General features: G+C 68.1%; 17 protein-coding genes. 2 read left to right on the top strand and 15 right to left on the bottom strand.

Annotated features, from left to right (window positions below; genetic code table 11):
- Positions 1 to 42 precede the first annotated feature (42 nt).
- The 13 genes from AC6JAC_RS15590 to nirB all read right to left on the bottom strand — a co-directional run bounded on the left by AC6JAC_RS15590 (position 43) and on the right by nirB (position 16,548).
- Entirely contained in the window at positions 43 to 273 is a 231-nt protein-coding gene (locus AC6JAC_RS15590) for a hypothetical protein (RefSeq protein WP_028272493.1), read from the bottom strand.
- A gap of 72 nt (positions 274 to 345) precedes the next feature.
- Positions 346 to 1,092, bottom strand: a complete 747-nt coding sequence (deoC, locus tag AC6JAC_RS15585; protein ID WP_028272494.1) for a deoxyribose-phosphate aldolase — start codon at positions 1,090 to 1,092, stop codon at positions 346 to 348.
- Positions 1,093 to 1,184: 92 nt separating this feature from the next.
- Positions 1,185 to 2,063 (bottom strand): FAD-dependent oxidoreductase, encoded by an 879-nt coding sequence (locus AC6JAC_RS15580; protein ID WP_028272495.1) that lies wholly within the window; start codon positions 2,061 to 2,063, stop codon positions 1,185 to 1,187.
- Between the two features lie 251 nt (positions 2,064 to 2,314).
- The gene (locus tag AC6JAC_RS15575; protein WP_028272496.1) at positions 2,315 to 3,721 is read right to left on the bottom strand and encodes a patatin-like phospholipase family protein; all 1,407 of its coding nucleotides are present in this window, start codon (positions 3,719 to 3,721) and stop codon (positions 2,315 to 2,317) included.
- The gene (locus AC6JAC_RS15570) at positions 3,718 to 4,218 is read right to left on the bottom strand and encodes a hypothetical protein (protein WP_231511374.1); all 501 of its coding nucleotides are present in this window, start codon (positions 4,216 to 4,218) and stop codon (positions 3,718 to 3,720) included. The genes AC6JAC_RS15575 and AC6JAC_RS15570 overlap by 4 nt, the downstream gene beginning before the upstream one ends.
- On the bottom strand, positions 4,215 to 4,697 hold the full coding sequence (locus tag AC6JAC_RS15565; RefSeq protein ID WP_028272497.1) for a DUF1772 domain-containing protein: 483 nt from the start codon (positions 4,695 to 4,697) through the stop codon (positions 4,215 to 4,217). Before AC6JAC_RS15565 ends, AC6JAC_RS15570 begins: the two co-directional genes overlap by 4 nt.
- Positions 4,694 to 5,677, bottom strand: a complete 984-nt coding sequence (locus tag AC6JAC_RS15560) for an acetoacetate decarboxylase family protein (protein WP_051629064.1) — start codon at positions 5,675 to 5,677, stop codon at positions 4,694 to 4,696. Before AC6JAC_RS15560 ends, AC6JAC_RS15565 begins: the two co-directional genes overlap by 4 nt.
- Positions 5,674 to 6,738, bottom strand: a complete 1,065-nt coding sequence (locus AC6JAC_RS15555) for an alpha/beta fold hydrolase (protein WP_051629065.1) — start codon at positions 6,736 to 6,738, stop codon at positions 5,674 to 5,676. Before AC6JAC_RS15555 ends, AC6JAC_RS15560 begins: the two co-directional genes overlap by 4 nt.
- The gene (locus AC6JAC_RS15550) at positions 6,735 to 8,804 is read right to left on the bottom strand and encodes a hypothetical protein (RefSeq protein WP_497965336.1); all 2,070 of its coding nucleotides are present in this window, start codon (positions 8,802 to 8,804) and stop codon (positions 6,735 to 6,737) included. The genes AC6JAC_RS15555 and AC6JAC_RS15550 overlap by 4 nt, the downstream gene beginning before the upstream one ends.
- Before the next feature lie 13 nt (positions 8,805 to 8,817).
- Positions 8,818 to 11,520 carry a GMC oxidoreductase gene (locus AC6JAC_RS15545; protein ID WP_497965334.1) on the bottom strand — a complete coding sequence of 901 codons (2,703 nt, stop codon included), beginning with the start codon at positions 11,518 to 11,520 and terminating at the stop codon, positions 8,818 to 8,820.
- A 177-nt stretch (positions 11,521 to 11,697) separates the two neighbouring features.
- The gene (locus AC6JAC_RS15540) at positions 11,698 to 12,852 is read right to left on the bottom strand and encodes a uroporphyrinogen-III synthase (RefSeq protein WP_028272502.1); all 1,155 of its coding nucleotides are present in this window, start codon (positions 12,850 to 12,852) and stop codon (positions 11,698 to 11,700) included.
- Between the two features lie 19 nt (positions 12,853 to 12,871).
- The gene (gene cobA, locus AC6JAC_RS15535; protein WP_028272503.1) at positions 12,872 to 13,906 is read right to left on the bottom strand and encodes a uroporphyrinogen-III C-methyltransferase; all 1,035 of its coding nucleotides are present in this window, start codon (positions 13,904 to 13,906) and stop codon (positions 12,872 to 12,874) included.
- A 2-nt stretch (positions 13,907 to 13,908) separates the two neighbouring features.
- Complete coding sequence (gene nirB / locus AC6JAC_RS15530) at positions 13,909 to 16,548, bottom strand: nitrite reductase large subunit NirB (RefSeq protein ID WP_497965332.1); 2,640 nt, start codon at positions 16,546 to 16,548, stop codon at positions 13,909 to 13,911.
- 293 nt (positions 16,549 to 16,841) lie between these two features.
- Here nirB and nirD point away from each other — a divergent pair, with 293 nt between their 5' ends.
- Positions 16,842 to 17,207, top strand: a complete 366-nt coding sequence (gene nirD, locus AC6JAC_RS15525; RefSeq protein WP_028272505.1) for a nitrite reductase small subunit NirD — start codon at positions 16,842 to 16,844, stop codon at positions 17,205 to 17,207.
- A 31-nt stretch (positions 17,208 to 17,238) separates the two neighbouring features.
- Here nirD and AC6JAC_RS15520 read toward each other — a convergent pair whose 3' ends face one another.
- Positions 17,239 to 18,978: a phospho-sugar mutase gene (locus tag AC6JAC_RS15520; protein ID WP_497965330.1), complete on the bottom strand. Its 1,740-nt coding sequence runs from the start codon at positions 18,976 to 18,978 to the stop codon at positions 17,239 to 17,241.
- Positions 18,979 to 19,075: 97 nt separating this feature from the next.
- On the opposite strand from AC6JAC_RS15520, the gene AC6JAC_RS15515 reads away from it, so the two are divergent.
- On the top strand, positions 19,076 to 19,564 hold the full coding sequence (locus AC6JAC_RS15515; protein ID WP_028272507.1) for an RrF2 family transcriptional regulator: 489 nt from the start codon (positions 19,076 to 19,078) through the stop codon (positions 19,562 to 19,564).
- Here the strand turns inward: AC6JAC_RS15515 and AC6JAC_RS15510 are convergent, their stop codons facing one another.
- Entirely contained in the window at positions 19,565 to 20,383 is an 819-nt protein-coding gene (locus tag AC6JAC_RS15510; RefSeq protein ID WP_497965328.1) for a purine-nucleoside phosphorylase, read from the bottom strand.
- Positions 20,384 to 20,461 lie beyond the last annotated feature (78 nt).

Below are 20,461 nucleotides of genomic sequence, written 5' to 3'. Positions count from 1 at the left end.
CCCCGGAAGATCCGGGGGCTTCAGTCGCTTAATTTCGAAGGCTTAGTGCTCGCCGGCCGAATCCGAACGGCCCAGGATGGTCTGCGGGATCCAGAACGCTGCCGCAAACAGGCCCAGGCAGACGGCCATCGGCCACGGGTTGCCGAGCGTGAGGAAGGACAGCGAGTAGATGGAGCCGAGGAACAGGACCATCATGACCGCGAAAACGGCAATGCTCCCGGCAAGGCTGTTCTCGTTCTGAGGGGTCTTGGGGCTATCAACGGTCTTGGACATTCATTCCTCCTCGGCCCCGCAGGGCTCAAAACGCCCCGAAGGGCTCAAAAACTGTGGCGTTTCCGGATCTGGTCAGTACGCGGACGAACCCTGTTCACCCTTGACGATCGCAATGCCGGAACTGGCGCCAATACGTGTTGCACCTGCTGCAATCATAGCCTGCGCGTCAGCCAGTGAACGCACGCCGCCCGAGGCCTTGACGCCGACATCCGGGCCCACCGTGCGGCGCATCAGGGCCACGTCGTCAACAGTGGCCCCGCCGCCGTTGAAGCCCGTGGATGTCTTGACGAAGTCAGCCCCGGCCTCCACCGCCGCCTCGCAGGCAAGGACTTTCTGGGAATCGCTGAGCAGCGCTGTTTCGATGATCACCTTCAGGATCGCGTCGCTGCCGTGCACAGCTTCGGCGACGGCCCTGATGTCATCAACCAGCGCGCCTTTGTCATCGGCGCGGGCGGCTGCGATGTTGATGACCATGTCCACCTCGTCGGCCCCGTCCAGCACAGCGCCGCGGGCCTCGAAGGCCTTGACGTCGGTGGGCGTGGCTCCCAGCGGGAAGCCGACCACCGAGCAGGTCAGGACGCCGGAGCCCTTGAGCGCGGTGCTGACGGTCTTGACCCACACCGGGTTCACGCAGACGGACTTGAAGTGGTATTCGGCGGCTTCGGAGCAGACTTTGAGGATCTCCGCCTCACTGGCCTCCGGCTTCAGCAGCGTGTGGTCGATGAAGGAGGCGATTTCTCCGTGTCCGGTGGCCCCGGGTGCGGTGACTCCCGCAGCGGTGGCGTCAGGTGTGCCGGCCGCGCTGGCTTCGTTGCTCATGGTGGTCCTTCCTGGTGGGCCTGCCGGGCCTCGTGGGCAGCAGGCGCCGTTTTCTTCGTGGCTTCTCAGGTGACCATCTTGCCACAACGACGCTAGGCGGCAGCCTGCACAGGCGCCTGCAGAGTTGCCTGCATGAGCTGGTCTGCGCACGCCCCCGCCGCGGAGCCTGAGGCCACCAGGAGGCCCAGCCGGACGCCGTCGTACGAGGCGGCGTCGCCGATGGCCCAGATTCCCGGGACGGAGGTCCGGAAGTCCTGGCCGATCACGATTCCGCCGTTCGCAGCCGTCTCCAGGCCGGCACTGGCCGCCAGGCCGTCCCGAGCCACCCGCTCCTCGGCCAGGACCACCAGGTCGCCGTTCATGCTGCTGCCGTCGTCGAACACAATCCCGGCGGCCGGGAGCACGGAACCGGCGAGCGTCGGAACCACGGCGGCCGGCCGGAGCGTGGTGCGGACGGGCCTCACCCCGCGGGCGCGCAGCACCGCTTCGGCCTGGCCCGCCTCCGGGCCGGTTCCCACCAGGATCCCCAGCGGCCGCCGGCCCAGGACGCGGGTGACTTCCTTGACGGCGTCGCCGATGCGGGCGGCGTCGTCGATGGTGGAGTAGCTGAGGCAGCGGCCGGCGCCGTCCACGGGAGACAATGCCGGGGCGGAGCCGGTGGCAATCACCAGCTGGTCGTAGCTGAATTCCATGCCGTCAGAGGTGGTCACCACACGGTTGGCCGCATCGATGAAGCTGGCCGGCTGGCCGAAGCGGATCGAGACCTGGGGGAGCGCCGCCAGTTCCAGGAGCTCGGACGGGGCGTCGTCGCGGTTGCTGAGTACGGTGATGCTGCCTGCGAAGCGGGACCCGTCCAGCTTGCCCACCAGGGCACGGGCAGCAGGTCCGGCTCCGGCGATGACCACGCGCTGAACAGGCGGTGACGCCTGGAACGAGGCGGAGGAGGGAATGGACGGTGCCGAGGCGGACATGTGAAGGCCCTTTCGCTGGTGAGGCCTTCGTTTGGCCCCGGTTGGTGATGAAACCCAGCGTAGGCTTCAGGTTTTTCGAGGGTGTTTCCCGGTTGTTGCCGGAATGTCCCTGCCCGTTCCACGATGTTTACCAGCCGGCAACAAACGTGTACTTTCGATGTGTCCTGCCTCACAGTCAGCTCGCGTCCGGCCCTGCCTCCCGGCGTTGCCACCAGTCTGCCTCCCGGACCCTTGCCGCCTGCGGGGAGCGCTTAGCCATACCGGCGGAAAGCCTCGCGAAGCCCCCGGGCTGCAATGGTTGCGAGGACGCCGGCCCTGCCTCCGGGGCCGTGGACGCCGGCCGGTTCCACGGAGGCGATCAGGGCCGCGGCATCGGCCAGCCCCATGGTGACCGGCACATCCAGCAGTGAACCCACTGTCAGGCGGGCCTGCCTGGTGTCGTCCCAGGCGTCCGGGCCGGGATCGTCGTGGAAAACCCGGGCAAGGGACAGGCGGTGCCAGGCGCCGCCCGCACGAACGGAAGCCCGGTAGATCACTGAGTCGCCGCGGACGTCCACCCGTCCGCCGGCGAGGAAGATCCGTGGACCGAACGGTGCGTAGTCGAGGAACCCTGTGAGCCGGGCCGCTGCGCCTGAACCGTCGAGCGGCAGCGCCACCGTGATCGTCAGGCGCACTTCCTCATCGGGTGGGCCGTCGCCGTCGCCTGCCCAACCGCCGTCCCCGCCGTCGCCGTCCCCGCCGTCCTGGCCGACAAACCGCTCGGTGAAGCGGATGCCTGCCGGAGGTTCCACCATCGCAGTGCAGGATGCATCCTTGGGCAGGCCCTCGGCAGTCATGTCCTTGAGGTAGCTGCGGGCATCCCGGTACCCCATGCCGATCAAGGTGTCCGCGTCGATCCGGTTCAGGTAGAACTCCGGATCCAGCGGCAGGGGATTCTCTGGCCTGACAACGTGGAGGATGAAGTCCCTGCCGGCAGCCTTCGCGGCCTCGAAGTCGGCCAGGAGGGCGCCCATGGCGCTCATTTCGATCATGTGGACGTACTGTTCCAGCGGGCCGTCGCCCCAGTAGCCGGTGTTGCCGATGCACCAGACAAGCCACACCTCGTCCGCCCCGCGACGGAGGGCTTCGGCCACGTTGGCGTCGCGGACCCAGACCGCGTCAGTCCAGATCTTCCCGTCGCGTCGCAGCGGCGTGAGGAAAATGGGCAAGGACATTCCGGCTGCCATCAGTCCGGCATCGATGTCCCGCGCGTCGATGGCATGGCAGAGCTTTCCGGTAAATTCAACCACGTTGAAGGTGCCTTCGACGGCGCCCGGCAGGGCTGCCCGGCGCCGGATCTCGCCGTCGTCGATCCCGAGGGCCGGAAACACCTTGCCGAGCAGGCCGTCCGCGTCGCCGATGGCGGGCAGCGACCACGGCCCCTTCGCGTAGTCGCCGAGCGGAAGTGCCGAGCCGAAGTCCTTGACGTTCACGCCGGACCAGTTCCGGCACATGTCCTCGGCAGGCACCCCGGACAGCAGCATGCCGGCTGTCAGGATGCCGCCGGACGTCCCGTCAATGTGGTCGAAGTGCAGGCCTTCTTCAGCGAGCGCGCGGACCACGCCGGCCTGCCAGGCCACCCGCATCCCGCCGCCGGCCAGTACCAGCGAGCGTTTCACGGTCGTGTCCCCGGTCCGGTTCCCAAGCCGCTTCCAGGGCCCGTTCCGGACACACGGGGACCGCTTTCCCAGTAAATCCGGCGAAGGTAGATCAGGCAGATCGCCGCCGTCGCAAGGTCGAAGACCGCCACCGCCAGCGCCACCGGCGCAAAAACACCGTTGATGACCCCGATCGCGACGGCGGCGCAGGCCCCCGCCTTCTGCACGCCGGACCACAGCAGCACCTCGGCCGCGGGCCGGGGGCGCAGCAGCGTGTGCAGCAGGAGTCCGCCCACCACCACCATGAACATGCCCACGGTGCCGAACAACTGGCGCGCCGCCGTCGTCGGCTCCGCCCCCAGCAGCTCAAGGACGGCGCCGCCGAACGGTATCTGGACAGCACCGGAAAAGACGGTGACGACGGCGATTGCTGCCAGGACGGCGCGCAGCGGATCCGCCGCGATCCAGGCGCCGACGCCGGGAACAGCCGCCCCGGACGGGCGGGCAATGCCGCTCATGCGAACGCCTCCCACAGCCGGCCCCGGTCCACCAGCAGCCAGACGATGGCCAGCCAGGTGAGTGTGGAGACGTAGAAGCGGATGTCGTTGAGCAGCATCCACCGGCGCAGCAGGGAACGGAGTTCGGCGTCGTCGGCGAAGTCCCCGCCCCGGATCCTGATGTTGACGGGAATGATCATGGCCTGGCCCACCACCGTGAGGACGATGATGCCCAGCAGGCAAAGGACCGCGGGGACAATCCGGACCGTGCCCCACCCCGTCCAGACCAGAATGATGCCGGCGATGAACATCGGCGGCACCACCACGGTGAAGAACTTGGTGGCCTGGCGGGTGGGGATGCCGAAGTGCATGTCCACGTTGCCGCGGTCCAGGGACTCCCACGTGGGGTAGAGGAAGAACTTCAGGACCCACATGGTGCCCACGTACATGGTGGCGCCGAACAGGAAGTACAACGCGTTCAGCAGCAGCAGCCAGTTCACGGCGCATCTCCGGTGCCGGAACCGGTGCCGGCACCGCCGGACGTGCCCTGGGACGTGCGTCCCCGGTCCGGCGCGGGCAGCCATTCCTGGCCCTGGCCCAGGCCGACGACGGACTCCAGCGGGTCGCCGCCGGGGATCCGGGCGGCCTCCTCCGCGGTTGGTGCGGTCAGGAACCACGCCTCGTAGTGGTCGTCCAGCACTCCGCGGGCTTCGGGAAGATAGGCGGTGAACACGGGTTTTTCCGCCGGCTGGAGGGTTTTGAGGACGGCAACGCCCGGCGCGTCACCCAGCACCAGCCGGGCCTTGGCATTGCCTCCCAGTGCGATGTCCCCGGTGGCTTCGAAGTAGATGTCGGACTTCATCAGCATTCCGCGGAAGGCGCAGTAGTTGGAGGCGGCCAGCTTCAGCGGGATGCCCATTGGCCCGGGGCGTTCAATTTCGACGAAGCACCCCAGCCTGCCGGCGTCGTCGTACTGCGCGGAAACGGTTGAATCGGTGACCACGAAGTCCAGGCTGGCCCGGTGCTTGGGCATGCCCCAGATGCCTTTGCCGCCCTTGACCGAGATTTCGGTGCTGACAGGTAGGTCCACCACGTACTGGCCGAGCCCGAACGTCTTCTGGAATACCAGCGGCAGGAGCGGGGGCGCCGGCCGGGAACCGTGCGTGACGGCGATCGCCAAGGAGTATTCAATGTATTGGCCGATGTCCGTCGATTTGTAGTTCACCACGGTGACCACCAGCAGCCCCTTCCCGCTGAGGCTGAACGGCCGGAGCTCCGTGCCGGGCAGGACGGCCGCGGCGGCGCGCTTGTTGATGGGGAACGCCGCCATCAGCACCGGGGAATCGTCCGAATTGACGGGCATGGAGTATTTGATGCCGTCCACCGTGGCATGGTGTCCGCGCAGGCGCTCCTGGCGGTGCGGCACCGGGGAAGGCGCCAGCCGCAGCAGGGATGCAGCCAGTCCGATGAGTCTGTTCATCTGTTCAGCTCCTTGAGGATGACGGGATAGGTGTCCGCCCAGGCGCGGACTCCAAAGAAGACGTCCAGGTGCCCGTAGCCGGACAGCAGGTGCAGTGAGTCCTTGCCGGGACGGTGGCCCTGAAAGAAGCTGAAAGTCCGCTCCTGGCTTTCGGGCAGGAAGCAGCGGTTGTTGCGCCCGGCCAGGAAGGAGAACCTGGCGTCCGTCTGCGGCGCGTCGGCCAGGAAATTCGCGGGCAGTTCCGGGTGGTTTCCGGCGGCCACCATGCGCCTGGCCAGTACGCTGCGGCCCATCTCGGACAGGAAGGTGAACGGCACTTCCGCGAACTCGCCGCTGATCCAGTTGTGGGTGGCCTCATCCAGGTTCTCGTGTGACCAGAGCGCTGGCCGGCCGCTGCCGTACGTGAAGCTGACCAGCCGGCACACCAGGTTGTTGCATTCATGGTGGGTGGCCTTGACCATGGACCGGAGGATCCGGGAGAGGTACCCGTTGGACTTGTAGCCCCATGCCGGCGACAAGTACGGAGTGAACGGTTTCAGCAGCTCGGCCAGGTACGTGATCTTGACGATCGACCACAGCGGGATCACCGGGTGCAGGGATACGGCGTTGGAGACCACCGTGTCCACCCGGGGGAGGAGCCCGGCCACGGCCGCCATGGTGAAGGACACCGAGCCCTGGCAGTGGATGACCGCCTTCAGCGTTTCGGCACCGGTCGCGCCCAGGACATAGTCGACGGCGGCAGGGTGGTCGTACACCGCTGCGTCGCCCAGGGTCCACGAGAGGGGTTCAAAGTCGATCGAGGCCCGCCAGTTCAGCAGCCAGACGTCCCAGCCGTCTTCCAGCAGGGCATCCACCAGGGTACGCGGCAGCGGCGGCCGGAAGAGCTCGGCCCGGACTCCGGCCCCGTGGACCAGCAGCACCGGCCCCTTCTCGGGCGCTCCGGCGTCAGGAGGCACGGCGGAGGTGATGTGCACCAGGGTCAGCGGCGTTCCGTCGCCGGCCGGAAAGGGGATGACTTCCGTGACGTGGTCCGCCCGGGTGATGGTGCGCGGGTTGTTCATGGCGGGAATCCCTCCCTGGCGATGGTGATCGGCGGTTCGAAAAGCCGCAGCGGCGGCAGCCCGCCGGCCGGGACCGGGCGGAGGCCGCCGTCGTCGTTCCTTTCCACATCCCAGTCCCGGCAGATCCGGTCCACTGCCACCGGATAGACCGTCAGGTTGCCGTCCGGGGCGATCCGGATCCGCAGGAAGCCCTTGTGGTCTTCGATGGCCTGCCCGGACATGGCCCACGAGGCCACTTCGCCGCTTCCCGTGCCCAGGATGAAGAAGGCGAACGCTTCGCTGCCGGCCGCGTAGCCGGTGGCAAACGTGAAAGTGAGCACCAGTCCAAGGGTCAGGAACGGCGGCAACCCGGCCGGCCAGGGAAGGAGGAGGACGACGGCGATCCCCGCCCCGAGCGCCGACAGTTGCCAGAGCGCGCCCCGGGCAACAGTGAACCCGGCGCCGTTTTCCCGCGGATCGCGGTTGAGTCCGAGCGCGGTGCCGAGGGTGGCCAGCAGCAGAAGCAACAGCAAAGGCACGCCGAGGAACGTCAGTGCCAGCAGCATGGTGTTGCCTGTTTTCAGGGTGGCGAGGCTGTCCGGGAAAGAGAGTCCGCGGAACGCGCTGAACACGGTCCAGAGGGTCAGTGCCGCCAGCATGTGGGCGACACCAAGCGCCGAGCCGAACCCCGGATTACGCACCGGAAGCCAGAACGGTGAGAGCGGATTGGCGAGGCGTCCGCGGAACTGACGGGACTCCGCCCGTCCCGGGAATGTCCCCGGAGCCAGGACGAAACGGCGGCCCCGGGCAGGCTGGTGGTCCGCCGTATTGTGGGCAGGCTGGTGGTCCGCCGGTGTGTGGTCCGCCGGTGCGGGTGCCGGCCGGTGTCCGGGAAGCGTGAGCTCCGGCGGCAGCCACCCGGCGTCCGCCAGGAAGGCGCCGCCCAGGCCGCAGGTGATGAGCTGGGTCCGGCCCGGGTCGGCCCCGGTCCGGTTGTCGGCGGTTGAGCCAGCGTCCCCCGGCAGTTCCCCTGGCAGTTCCTCGTAGCGCGAATAGTGGTGCAGGTCCCCGGTGAGCCACAGCCGGACGGAGGCGCCGGTTTCCTCGAAGATCCCGGCGCGGCGGTTGAATCGCCGCCGAAGGTAGTCCTGCTCGAAGAAATGCACCTGCCGGAAGGCGTTGGCGTTTTGCGTTTCCCGCACCCAGTAGGGGGCCGCAACGCAGAGGATGACGGCGTCGCCCGGCAGAAGCCTGGTGGTCACCGTGTTGTAGAAGTAGTCGAGCTGCGGTTCGTCGATGTATTGGCCCAGCTGGCTGTCCAGCCCCACGAGCCACCAGCCGGGAGCGTCGTCCCCGCCGGTGAGGCGGAGGGCAAAGTAGCTTCGCGTCTGGATGGTCCGCCAGCCGCCGATGTTCCGTTGCCGGGTGAACAGCCGGATGAAGGAGGTCAGGCCGTCGTACCAGTCGTGGTTGCCGGGGAGGGCCAGCAGCACGCCGGCGCGGCCGGGGGAGCGGCCGCCGGGAAGCGCCGTCCGGTAGGGACCCACCATGCGGTCCTCGTACGCGGCGGGCGATGCCACCGGATACACCTCGTCGCCGCCCAGCACCAGCACCTTCCCGCGGCGAAGCTCCTGCCCGTCCACCTGCAGCGACGCTTCCGCCAGCAGCGAGGCCACCGTGTAGGTGGGGTCGAAGCCGTCACCCAGGTCAGCCGTGAAATCCAGCCACAGGTCTTCGGCCCCGGAAGACCGTTCCGTCCCAGCGGCGCCAGCCTCCGCGGTGTTAGCCTCCGCCGGGCTAGCCGCCGCACGGGCATTACCAGCACCGGCATTACCAGCACCGGGCAGGCCAAGGCCGCGGACCACCGGCTGCGCGGGCTGGCCCGCGACAGGCAGGCGTTCCAGGTCCAGCTCGTAACGGGGAAAGCCGCCCTCCAGTTCGCGTTTGTCACCGAAATCGGCGAAGACGGACGCGAGGACAACCCGCACGGCGGTCCTGCCCAGCTGGGCCGGTGCCAGCCAGCGCACAGCGTCCCGCGGAGTGAAGCCAAGTCCGTTGCTGTGCTGCGCCAGCTCAGCCCGCTTCATGCCGCGCCGCCCTTCATTGCCGGCCGGTGACCTTGCCGGTGACTCTGCCGGAGTACACCTGCCACAGCTCACCCAGGAACACCTTTCCGAACGCCGCAAGGGCGCTCGCAGGCGACGGGCCCACCGCCCGGAAAGTGGTCAGTTGCCGGGTGAAGTCCCACGGCCGGATGTAAAGCACTCCGGCCCCCGCCACGGCGGCAGCGGACGCGGCGGCGTCAGCAGTGGCCGCTGTGGCAGTGGCAGCGGCGGTGGCTGTGTCCGGCGGCGGAAGGTGCCCGCGGAGGACGGTGACGTACAGCGTGGTGGTGTCAGCCCAGACGTCGAAGCCTGCGTCGTTGCGGACGTCCTTGTGGCCCACGAAGGTGAGCGGGGTGCCGCCGGGATCCCGCAGCCAGAGACGGTAGAGCATCTTCCGTCCGGCCGCATCAGGACCGCCGTCCTTGACGAAGAGATTGAACCAGCCGCGTTCCACCGGAAGGCGGCCGCCGAACTGGTCCGCCAGGACGTAGCCTTCCGCGGTGGCCGGATGGAGCGGATCACGGACAAACGCGTCAATATCCGGGGCCGTGATGGTGAGCTCGAACATCATCCGGCGGCTCCGGTCACGGCCCAGGCCGCGGCCCTTCTCGGGGTCCGACACGCCGGCGCTGAACCACCCGTGCATCTGTTCGGTGAAGCTGACCGACGTCGGCCCTGTTTCGGCCAGCTCCGTTTCCTCTTCGATTTCGGCCTCCTGCAACGCCTCGCTTTCGGAAAGCACTCCGGCATCTTCGCCTCCGGCATCTGCGCCTCCAGCATCGCCGGGCCCGGGCCCGGGGCCGGGGCCGGCGCCGGGCAGCCCCAGCGAACGGCTGCGGGTGCGCGGGACCAGCGTCCTTTCCTCCCGGGGTGCCTTCGCACCTTTGGTGGCGTCCGGCACCAGGGCGCGCGGCGGCCCGCCGTCGTAACGCCCGCCCTCGAACGGCTCGTTGGAAGCGCCAGGCCGGACACCGGCGTCATCCAGGCCGCCCCGCTGCCGGGCGCTGCCGGTTCCCTGCAGGATCCGGCGGCAGGCCCGTTCGGCAAAGGCGGCGATGGTCAGGGCGGGGTTGGCTCCCACCGGCCCTGGCATCGCGGCGCCGTCCACCACATGGAGCCCGGGGTAGCCAAACACCTCACCGTACGCGTCGCACACGCCATCGCTGCTGTTCCGGCCGGCCGGGGCACCGCCGAGCGGATGCACGGTGATGACGCGTTTGCTCCACCACAGCGGGTTCTGCTTGAAGCTGCCGCCCAGTTCCCTGGCGATCGCCTGCATGGTGGCCTGCATCCGGCCGAAGTACGCGGCTGAGGTGGCCAGGGTCCAGTTGATGGCCAGCCGGCCGCCCTGCAGGGTCATGACGCCGTCCGGGATGTCCCGCCCCATGCCGAGCAGGGGAACCGACGACGCCGAGAGCCGGCCGTCTCCCAGGGCGGCGGCCAGATCGGCGGAGATGTTGGATCGCTGGGCCTGGAAGAGCCGGTCCTTGAGGAGCTGCACCATCACTTTGCCGGCGCGCTTGGCCACCTGGCGGAACTGTCCCGTTTCCAGGAGCCAGTTCATGAACGAGGGGTACCCGGCGTCTTCGATGTAATAGCCGCGGCCGTCACCGCCGTCGGTGGAATCGGGCGTGCGGATGGCCGTGGTGATTACCGGCCCGATGCTGCCCGAAAGGGTGCGTGTGACGCCGTCGGGGTCCTGGGCATCCAGGACGAAGCCCAGCAGGTCGCCGTTTCCGCTGAACCGTGTACCCAGTGCCGGGCTCAGCGCAGGCAGCGACGCGCGGTTGCGCAGCAGCAGGAACGTGGTGCCGAAGGTGCCGGCGGCCAGGATGAGCCGGCGGCAGAGGATCACCTGTTCCTCCAGGAGCCCGGGCCGGGCGTCGGCAGGATCGTGGACGACGTAGCGGACCTCATAGCCGCCGGCCGGGAGGGGGCGGATGCCGCGGACGTCGTGGTGGGTCCGGATGTCCGCTCCGGCAGCCTTGGCCGCGGACAGGTAGTTGTGGTCCAGGGTGTTCTTGGCGCCGGTGTTGCAGCCGATGTCGCATTCCCCGGACAGGGTGCAGGTGGTGCGCACGGTCCCGTCGCCGTGGACGCTTCCGTACGGTGCGGGCGCCAGCACCCGGTTCCTGGCGGGAGCCTCTCCGGGGGACGCGGCAAACGTGACGGCGATGGGCGGCCGGGTGATGCTGAGTCCGAGCGCGCGGGCGGCCGTTTCCATGGCCAGGGTCTTCGGCGTGTCCTGATAGGGGTAGGGCACGGGCCGGAGCATGGCTTCGGCTGCCTCGTAATAGGGGTCGAGGTCCTGCCTGCTGAACGGCCAGCTTTCGTAGCCTCCGCCGGGCACGGGGGATTCCTGGACGAACCACTTTTCGTCCTTGCGCAGCAGCACGTTCGCATAGATGAGTGAGCCGCCGCCCAGTCCGCTGGAGACGATTCCTTCGAGGCCGCGGAAAGTCCAGGCGTCAAAAAGCCCGTAGAGGCCCTTGTCCGGATCCCAGAAATTCCGGCCCATCTCGGACGGCGTCCTGGCGAAACTCCCGGGCGGATAGGCCTTGCCCCGTTCCATCAGGACCACCGACTGGCCGCCGGCCGCCAAACGGTAGGCCGCTACCGATCCGCCAAAGCCGGAACCCACCACCACAGCGTCCACAGACTCCGCGGGATCGTCGTCGCCCTGCACCACCGGTTCCACGCAATTCCCCTCGGAAGAGCTGAATCGCCGAACGCCCCGGCAGCCGGGCACCCAAGGAGTGCCCAAGCGGCCACGGGGCGGTCAGACGCAAACCATAGCGACATGTTCCCACCGCGGACCGGGTCTGTCCACGGACGGGAAAGTGCGGAGCCTTGCGGGGACGTCCGGCAGGAACCGCTAGACCCGGATCCGGTACCCGCGCTTAACCACGGTTTCCACCATCCGGCCGTCCGGCAGGGAGGAACGCAGCCGGCTGACAGTCATGTCCAGGGCGTGCACGGAGCCACGCAGTTCGAGCAGGTCGGAGAGCGATTCGCGGGACAGGACCGCGCCCTCGGCACCGAGCAGCGCCCGCAGGAGCAGGAGCGGTGCCGGTGCCATTTCAACAGCCTCCCCGTCGATCCGGAGCGACCGTCCGCGGAGCTCCACGTTGCCGGACCGGGTGTCCAGGCGGCGCACATGGTTCAGGGCAAGGTGTTCGCAGACCAACCGGATCAGGGCACCCATCCGGAAGCGTTCCGGAACCAGCGGCGTGATCCCGGCGTCGATCAGCGGCTGCGCGGTGATGGGGCCCACCACCGCGGTGGTGACCGTGGTTTTCAGGGCGTCGACGAGCTGCTTGTAGAGGCCCATCTCGTGGGCTGTGCTCCACATGGCATCGACGGCGGGCGCACTGGTGAACGTCAGCACGTCCAGGTTGCCGCTGCAGACGGCCTCGATCAGGCGCGGAAGTTTGTCCTCGCCGTCGGGCTTGACCCAGCGGTAGGGGGTGACGGTCAGGACGGTGGCGCCGGACATCCTGAGGCGCTCAAGCTGGCGGACGTCCGTGTAGCCGTGCAGCTGGACGGCCACCGTCTTGCCGCGGACGCCTTCCTTCAGCAGCATGTCCACCAGGGTGGCCGTGGTTTCGTCGCTGCTGATCCCGACGTCGGCAAGCCCCGCCGCCCGGACGGCGCCGCGGGCTTTGGGCCCGCGGACGAACATCCGGCAGGCCGCGAGGGTCTCCAGCAGTTCGTCGCCGATGCCGGACGCGTCCGCCGCCTCGCACCAGCGGCGCATGCCGTAGGCGGTGGTGGCGATGCAGAGGTCGGGTTTGGCGGCAATGATGGCCCGGGTGTCGTCGATAAGCCGCATGTCCTCCTGCACCGGTGCGATCTTGAGCGCAGGTGCGTGCAGCACCTCGGCTCCGCGCCGCTCCAGGGCCTCGATCAGGTCCTGGGAACGCCGGTGCGACGTCACGCCGATCCGGAATCCCTCCAGGGGCGAATCGGGGCCGTCGGCAGCAGGGGAGTCCTGCGGGCCGGGGCCGGAAGCGGGGGCAATAGAGTTCATGGCGCTCATGGGTTTTCTTTCACGATTCCATCAGTGACGCTGCGAGGCGGTCGAGATCAGCCGCCGCCTCGGCGTGCCCGCGGTTGGCTTCAGCCACCCGCACCACCTCGCCGATGACCAGCACAGCCGGGTTGGTGCAATCGGCGGCCGCTTTAACAATCGTACCGAGCTGGGCGATCGTGGTGCGCTGGCCGGGGCGGTAGCCGCGTTCGACGACGGCCATCGGCATGTCTGCCTTCATGCCGGCGCGGCGGAGGCCGGCGGCCAGCTGGTGCAGCGTTCCGATGCCCATGAGGACCACAATGGTCCCGCCCAGGCCGGCAAGGTGCGTGAGCTCCTTCTCAGTCAGCGGTGCGTGGCCGGACACCACGGTGAACATGTGGCTGACCTCGCGGTGGGTGACCGGGATGCCGGCCGCCGCCGGAACGGAGATGGCGCTGGTGACGCCGGAAACGACCTTCACCGGAACGCCGGCCGCCACACAGGCGGCAACTTCCTCGCCGCCGCGGCCGAAGACGTAGGGGTCCCCGCCCTTGAGGCGGACCACGTTGTTTCCGGCCAGGGCGCTCTGCACCATGAGCTTTTCAATGTCGCCCTGGCTCACTTTGTGGTGGCCGGGCTGCTTTCCCACATCCACCAGCTCGGCCGAGGTCAGGAAGGGCAGCTCCTGGTAGGGGGCCAGCCGGTCGTAGAACACGACGTCGGCATCGCGCAGCGCCTTGACAGCAGCAACGGTCAGCAGCTCGCCGACGCCGGGGCCGCCGCCCACCAGGGTCACGTGCCCTACTGCTCCCGCAACCGGTTCCACGGCCACGGGGATGCCGGTGGCGCGGCAACGGTCCAGCAGCGCGTCCCAGCCGGGCTGGCCGTCGTCGACGGCAGCCACAAGGAACGGACGTTCGGGCAACGGCCCGTCGTGGCTCGCACCCTGCGGTGTGCTGAGGCGGGAGACGACGGCGCCGGCAGCCTGGTAGCGGCGGACTGCCTGCCGGGCGGCGTGGTCGGATCCGGTGACCAGGACTTCACGGCCCGTGAGATCAATGCTGAGCTGCATGCCTATACCTCGTTCTTGTCGAGTTTCGGAGTGGAGGGACGCATCGGGATGGTGGCCCCGATGAGGACTTTCCCCTTCTCTTCTGCCGTTGCCGGGCGCATCTGGCCGCGCTCGTCGGAGACAAAGGTGATGGAGTCGTCCTTCTGGTCCGGGGCGTTGACGAAGGAACGGAACCGGCGCAGGCGCTCGGGATCCTTCAGGGTGTCAGCCCATTCGTCGATGTAGGTGTCGACATGCTTTTCCATGGCGGCTTCGAGGTCTGCGGCGATTCCCAGGGTGTCCTTGACCACCACATCCTCGACGTGCTTGATGCCGCCGTCGAGCTCTTCCTGCCAGCGCGCGGTGCGCTGCAGACGGTCGGCGGTGCGGATGTAGTACATGAAGTACCGGTCGATGTACTTGATCAGGGTTTCGTCGTCGAGGTCCTTGGCCAGCAGCTGGGCGTGGGCGGGGGTGGCACCGCCGTTGCCGCCGACGTACAGGTTCCAGCCGTCGGCCGTGGCGATCACGCCGACGTCCTTGCCGCGGGCCTCGGCGCATTCGCGGGCACAGCCGGAGACGCCCATCTTGAGCTTGTGCGGGCTGCGGAGGCCGCGGTACCGGAGCTCGAGCTGGATGGCCATGGCCACCGAGTCCTGGACGCCGAAGCGGCACCAGGTGGAACCGACGCAGGACTTCACGGTCCGCAGGCTCTTGCCGTAAGCCTGGCCGGATTCGAAGCCGGCGTCCACCAGTTCCTTCCAGATTTCCGGCAGCTCCTCCAGCCGGGCGCCGAACATGTCGATGCGCTGGCCGCCGGTGATCTTCGTGTACAGGTTGTACTTCTCGGCCACGGCGGCGATCACGCCGAGCTTCTTCGGGGTGATCTCGCCGCCGGCGATGCGGGGGACCACCGAGTAGGTGCCGTCCTTCTGCATGTTGGCGAGGGCGCGGTCGTTGGTGTCCTGCAGCGTTCCGCGGCCGGCGTCCAGGACGTAGGCGCTGTTCTGGCTGGCCAGGATGTTGGCGATGGTCGGCTTGCAGATGTCGCAGCCGGCGCCGGTGCCGTACTTGGCCATGATCTCTTCGAAGGAGGTCAGTTCCAGGACCCGGATGGCGTCGAACAGTTCCTGCCGGGAGAGCTCGATGTGCTCGCAGAGTGCCTTGGAGACCTCGACGCCGGACTTGGTGAGTTCGGTTTCCAGCAGTTTCTTGAGCATCGGCACGCAGGAACCGCAACTGGTTCCGGCGCGGGTGCAGCCCTTCAGCTCGCCGAGTTCCTGGACGGGTGCATTCCCGTCGCAGGCGCCGCAGCCGTTGACAGTGTCGCGGATGGTCCCGGCAGTCACGTTGTTGCAGGAACACAGGATGGCGTCGTCCGGCAGTTCCGTCTCCGGGGCCTCGCCGCCGCCGGCAGCGCTGAGGAACGCGCCCGGCTCGGCGGGAAGTTCGCGGCCCAGGAGCGGGCGAAGGCTCATGTACGGTGAGGCGTCGCCCACGAAGATGCCGCCCAGGAGGGTCTTGGCATCGTCCGTGGTGACGATCTTCTGGTAGACGCCGCGGGCAGGGTCGGCGTAGACGATCTCCAGGGCGTGTTCCGTGCGGGCGAAGGCGTCGCCGAAGCTGGCAACGTCAACGCCGGAGAGCTTGAGCTTGGTGGCGGTGTCGAAGCCGGGGAAAGTTGCGTCGCCGCCGTGCAGCCGGTCCGCGACGATTTCGGCCATGGTGTTGGCCGGGGCCACCAGGCCCAGGCACATGCCGCCGAAGTTGGCGACCTCGCCTATGGCCCAGATGCCGGGAACCTGGGTTTCGCAGCCGTCGGTGATGACGACGCCGCCGCGCTGGCCGAGATCGAACAGCTGCTCCTCGCCTTCAGCGGCGCGGAAGAGTTCATCGCGCGGCTTGACGCCGATGGCCACGACGACGATATCGGCGGGGATGATGCGGCCGTCCGCCATCAGCACTCCGGTAACCTGGCCGTCTTCGGAAAGTACTTCTGAGGGGAACACGCCGCCGTGGACGGTGAAACCCTTGGCTTCGATCAGGCGGCCGAGCGCCTGGCCCGCGCCTTCGTCGAGCTGGGTGTTCATGAGCCACGGGGCGCCGTTGATCACAACGGGGGTTGCGCCGAGCTGTTCAGTGCCTGCAGCCGATTCGAGGCCGAGGAGGCCGCCGCCGATGGTGACTGCGTTGATCTTGCGGCCGAGCTTCTCGGTGAGTTCGGAGATCGCCTTGTTGATGGCCCACACGTCCTCGAGGGTGCGGTAGACGTGCACGTGCTCCGCGCCGGGGATCGGCAGGCGGGCGGCGTCCGAACCGGTAGCCACCACCAGTTCGTCGAATTCGTAGGTGTTGCCGGCTGCCGTCTCAACGGACTTGGCAGCGTGGTTGATCTTGATGACGCGTTCGCCGGTCTTCAGGGCCAGGGCATCGTGGTCCCACATGGAAGCGGCGCCGAGGGTGAGGTCCACGTCGCTGTCGGTGAGCGCCTTGCTGAGGGCCACCCGGTCGTAGGGGAGGTGGGCTTCCTCGGTGAGGACCGTGACATGCCAGCCTTCGAGGCCGCGGGCATGCATTGCGTCCGCAAAACGGTGGGCCGCGGGGCCGCCGCCGGCGACGACGATGCGGCGCGGAGTCTCGGTGCTTGAAGTCTGTTCGGTCACTGTGGGCCTTTCGCATGGGGCGCAGCGGTGATCTGCGACCATCTCAATCGAGGTGTCCATCCAGACTAGGTACGCGCAGTTTCGCTTCAGTTTCCCTTATGTTTCGTGAACTTAACTTCTGCATCACGAATGGATTTCCGGGCAGGTGAGTTGCCTTTTACGTGCCGGACACATTGACTGCACGCCGCCGAAACACCGCAGCCCTAGCTTTGAGATGTGGCCGCGTTGGCGGTCCGGGCCCGGCTGCCGTTCCAAGGAGCGCCGGGCGGCACGCGATGCGAGAGGGGTCGGAAATGACCGCAGTACTTGAACTTGAAGACCAGAGCACCGGCGTTGCGACGGGCTGGAACCGCGTCTGCGCCGTGGAGGAACTGGAACTGGCCTGGGGCGAGGCTGCATTGATCGCCGGCCGCCAGGTGGCATTGTTCCGCACGGCGCCCGCAGAGGTGTTCGCCGTGGCCCAGGAGGACCCCGCTACTGGCGCCCATGTGATGGCACGCGGCATCGTGGGCTCACGCGGAACCCGCCAGACCATTGCGTCACCGCTGCACAAGGAGGTCTATGACCTGGAGACCGGCGAGTGCTTCGGCACCGCAGAGCTCCGCCTCCCCACGTTCCGCACCCGTGTGGTGGACGGCTACGTCGAGGTTGAGCTCTAACTAGGGCCCAACCCGAGCACCAGGGCCCTGACTAGAGCCCCAGGGCTTCCCGAACGTCTCCCAGAACGCCGTCCAGGGCTGCCCGCGCCGCCTGCCGCGCCTCGGGCAGTTCCGCAGCTGAACCCACGCTGCGGACAACTTCGAGGTAGCACTTCAGTTTCGGCTCAGTGCCGCTGGGCCGGATGATCACCCGGCTGAGGTCCTTGGTGAGATAGAGCAGGCCGTCCGTCGGCGGCAGGTTTTCGCTGCCTTCGGCCAGGTCCTTGAACGTTTCGACGGCGGATCCGCCGAAGGATTCCGGCGGGCTCACCCGGAGCCGGTTCATCATGGCGTCCAGCAGGCCCAGGTCCGCGACTCGGATGCTGAGCTGGTCGCTGGCGTGCAGCCCGTGCACCAGGTACAGCTCGTCGAGGGTATCGAAAATCGTCTTGCCGTCGGCCTTGGCCGCGGCCGCAAGTTCCGCGATGAGCACTGCGGCGGAGATGCCGTCCTTGTCCCGGACCAGTTCCGGGGCCACACAGTAACCCAGCGCTTCCTCGTAGCCGTAGAGCAGGCCCGGAACGCGGGAGATCCACTTGAAGCCGGTCAGTGTCTCTTCGTGGGCGTACCCGGCCGCGGCGGCAATCTGCGCCAGCAGGCGTGAGGAAACGATCGAATTAGCGAAGACGCCGCGTGCCGCAGTTTCGCGGCCGGCGAGCCTGGCCGCAATGTGTGCCCCCAGCAGCGCGCCCACTTCGTCACCCCGAAGCATGCGCCACGCACCCGTGTCCGGATCCTTGGCGGCGACGGCTGCCCGGTCGGCGTCGGGGTCGTTGGCCAGCACGATGTCGGCGTCCACGCGGGCTGCCGTTTCCAGGGCCAGGTCAAGGGCACCGGGTTCCTCCGGGTTGGGGAAGTTCACGGTGGGGAAGTCCGGATCCGGCAGGGCCTGTTCCGACACCAGCGTGACGTCGCCGAATCCTGCCGCCTGCAGAACGGCAACGGCCGTCTCGCCGCCCACGCCGTGCATGGGGGTCAGGACGATCTTCAGGTCCCTGGCCGGGAACTGCGCGGGCAGGGCCAGGGCGGCCACCGCTGCCTCGTAGTCGGCGGTGATGGATGGGTCCAGCACAGTCCAGCCCGCCGGGGCGAGCGTGATGGAGTCCAGGGTGCCCACGCGGTCGATTTCCGCGGCGATCAGGGCGTCGTAGGGTGCCACGATCTGCGCCCCGCGCCCGCTTTCCTCCACGGCGTGCCGGCCGAGGTACACCTTGTAGCCGTTGTCCTGCGGCGGGTTGTGGCTGGCTGTCACCATCACGCCGCCATCGCAATCCAGGGCCCGGACGGCGTAGGCCAGCAGCGGCGTCGGCAGCGCCTGCGGCATCAGGAAGGTCTCGATTCCCGCAGCCGTGAACACCGCGGCGGTCTCCTCCGCGAAAATGTCGGAGTTGTAGCGGGCGTCATAGCCGACGACGGCGCGGGGCCGGGTGCCCGGCGAGGCTTCCGCGACGGCGGCGGTCAGGAACGCAGCGAAGCCTGCGGCCGCGCGCCGGACGACGACGCGGTTCATGCGGTTGGGACCGGGGCCAAGCTCAGCGCGGAGGCCTGCGGTGCCGAACTGCAGCGTTCCGCTGAAGCTGTCTTCAAGCTCCTGGCGGGCTGCAGGAACCCCGTCCGAGGAAAGCTGGACGAGTTCTGTCAAAGCGGCGGCAGTTGCGGGATCCGGGTCGTGGGCGGCCCAGTCACGGGCGGCGCTCAAGAGCTGCGGAAATTCGGCATCGGAAGACGTCATAGGAACAAAGCTATCGCCTAACGACCCGGATGCGATGCCCGGCATGCGCAACCCGGAACCTTGACAGTAAATTTTCCGGACACGTAATGTCTGAAAAATGAAGATGGGGCAGGGGGTTGAGTGGTCGCTGCACTGCTGCGTCAACATGTCCTGGGCCCCCGCCGGGGAAGCCGTAAACAGTGCCAGGCTGGCGGAGCTGTATCAGTTGCCCGCGGCGTACCTGAACAAGCAGCTTCAGGCACTGGTCCGCGCCGGTATCCTGTCCTCCGTATCCGGACCCCGCGGCGGGTTCCACCTGGCGCAGCCTGCGGAAAAGATCACCGTGCTGGACGTTGTCCTTGCCATTGAAGGTCCGGAACCGGCGTTTCGCTGCGAATCCATCCTCGCGAACACGCCCGGCGCAGAGCCCGGCGAGGACTACCTGCGCAGCTGCCTCGTGTCGCAGACCATGCGGCAGGCCGAGCTTGTCTGGCGCCAGACGCTGTCCCGGCAGACCATCGCCGGCATTGCCGCCTCGGTTGAGCGGAAGTTTCCCGGCTCCCGGAAGGACGTACTCCGCCGGCTGATGCCCGCCAGGAAGCAGTAGTCAGAGCTTGGCGATGATTTCGGCGAGCAGCTTGGAGATGCGCGGGCCGGCAGCCTGCCCGGCTTCCAGCACTTCCTGGTGGCTCAGCGGCACCGGGCTGATTCCGGCGGCGAGGTTGGTCACCAGCGAGATGCCGAAGACCTCCATGCCTGCATGACGGGCGGCGATGGCTTCGAGCGCTGTGGACATGCCCACCAGGTCGGCACCGATCCGCTTGGCATGCTGCACTTCCGCCGGAGTCTCGTAGTGCGGTCCGGTGAACTGCGCATAAATGCCCTCGTCGAGGGAAGGGTCCACTTCGCGGGCCAGTCCGCGGATCCGTGCAGAGTAGAGATCTGTCAGGTCAACGAAGGTTGCGCCTTCCAGCGGGGACGTGGCGGTGAGGTTTATGTGATCTTTGATGAGCACGGGTGTGCCGGGAGCCCAGTCCTCGTTGAGGCCGCCGCAGCCGTTCGTCACCACCAGGACCTTGCAGCCGGCCGCGGCGGCGGTCCGTACTCCGTGAACCACGGCGCGGACGCCCTTGCCTTCGTAGTAGTGCGTCCGGGCGCCGAGCACCAGGGCGCGCTTGCCTTCCCGGGTCAGGACGGAGCGGATGGTGCCTACATGGCCCTCCACCGCCGGCGCATGGAAGCCGGGCACTTCGTCCGCGGACAGCGTGGCTGTGGTCTCGCCGATCAGGTCCGCGGCGTCGCCCCAGCCGGAGCCGAGCACCAGCGCGACGTCGTGGCTGTCCACGCCCGTCTCCTCGGCGATGTAGTCGGCGGCCGCGCGGGCGGCGTCAAAAGGGTCCGTGTTCAGGAATTCTGTATTACTCACTGGTACAAGTTATCGTGCCCGCGGCGCCCTGCCCAGCAGTGGCGCAGGTCCCTTTTATTGGTGTGCGGCGCCGCATGG

Source organism: Arthrobacter sp. KUASC02 (assembly GCF_059739395.1).
The sequence above is the reverse complement of the archived record's forward strand: the minus strand, read 5'-3'. Positions and strand labels throughout refer to the sequence as shown.

Coding starts and splice junctions, on each gene's coding strand:
- AC6JAC_RS15590 (WP_028272493.1), bottom strand. CDS start 273: ATGTCCAAGACCGTTGATAGCCCCAAGACCCCTCAGAACGAGAACAGC.
- deoC (WP_028272494.1), bottom strand. CDS start 1,092: ATGAGCAACGAAGCCAGCGCGGCCGGCACACCTGACGCCACCGCTGCG.
- AC6JAC_RS15580 (WP_028272495.1), bottom strand. CDS start 2,063: ATGTCCGCCTCGGCACCGTCCATTCCCTCCTCCGCCTCGTTCCAGGCG.
- AC6JAC_RS15570 (WP_231511374.1), bottom strand. CDS start 4,218: ATGAGCGGCATTGCCCGCCCGTCCGGGGCGGCTGTTCCCGGCGTCGGC.
- AC6JAC_RS15560 (WP_051629064.1), bottom strand. CDS start 5,677: ATGAACAGACTCATCGGACTGGCTGCATCCCTGCTGCGGCTGGCGCCT.
- AC6JAC_RS15555 (WP_051629065.1), bottom strand. CDS start 6,738: ATGAACAACCCGCGCACCATCACCCGGGCGGACCACGTCACGGAAGTC.
- AC6JAC_RS15550 (WP_497965336.1), bottom strand. CDS start 8,804: ATGAAGCGGGCTGAGCTGGCGCAGCACAGCAACGGACTTGGCTTCACT.
- AC6JAC_RS15540 (WP_028272502.1), bottom strand. CDS start 12,852: ATGAACTCTATTGCCCCCGCTTCCGGCCCCGGCCCGCAGGACTCCCCT.
- cobA (WP_028272503.1), bottom strand. CDS start 13,906: ATGCAGCTCAGCATTGATCTCACGGGCCGTGAAGTCCTGGTCACCGGA.
- nirD (WP_028272505.1), top strand. CDS start 16,842: ATGACCGCAGTACTTGAACTTGAAGACCAGAGCACCGGCGTTGCGACG.
- AC6JAC_RS15520 (WP_497965330.1), bottom strand. CDS start 18,978: ATGACGTCTTCCGATGCCGAATTTCCGCAGCTCTTGAGCGCCGCCCGT.
- AC6JAC_RS15515 (WP_028272507.1), top strand. CDS start 19,076: ATGAAGATGGGGCAGGGGGTTGAGTGGTCGCTGCACTGCTGCGTCAAC.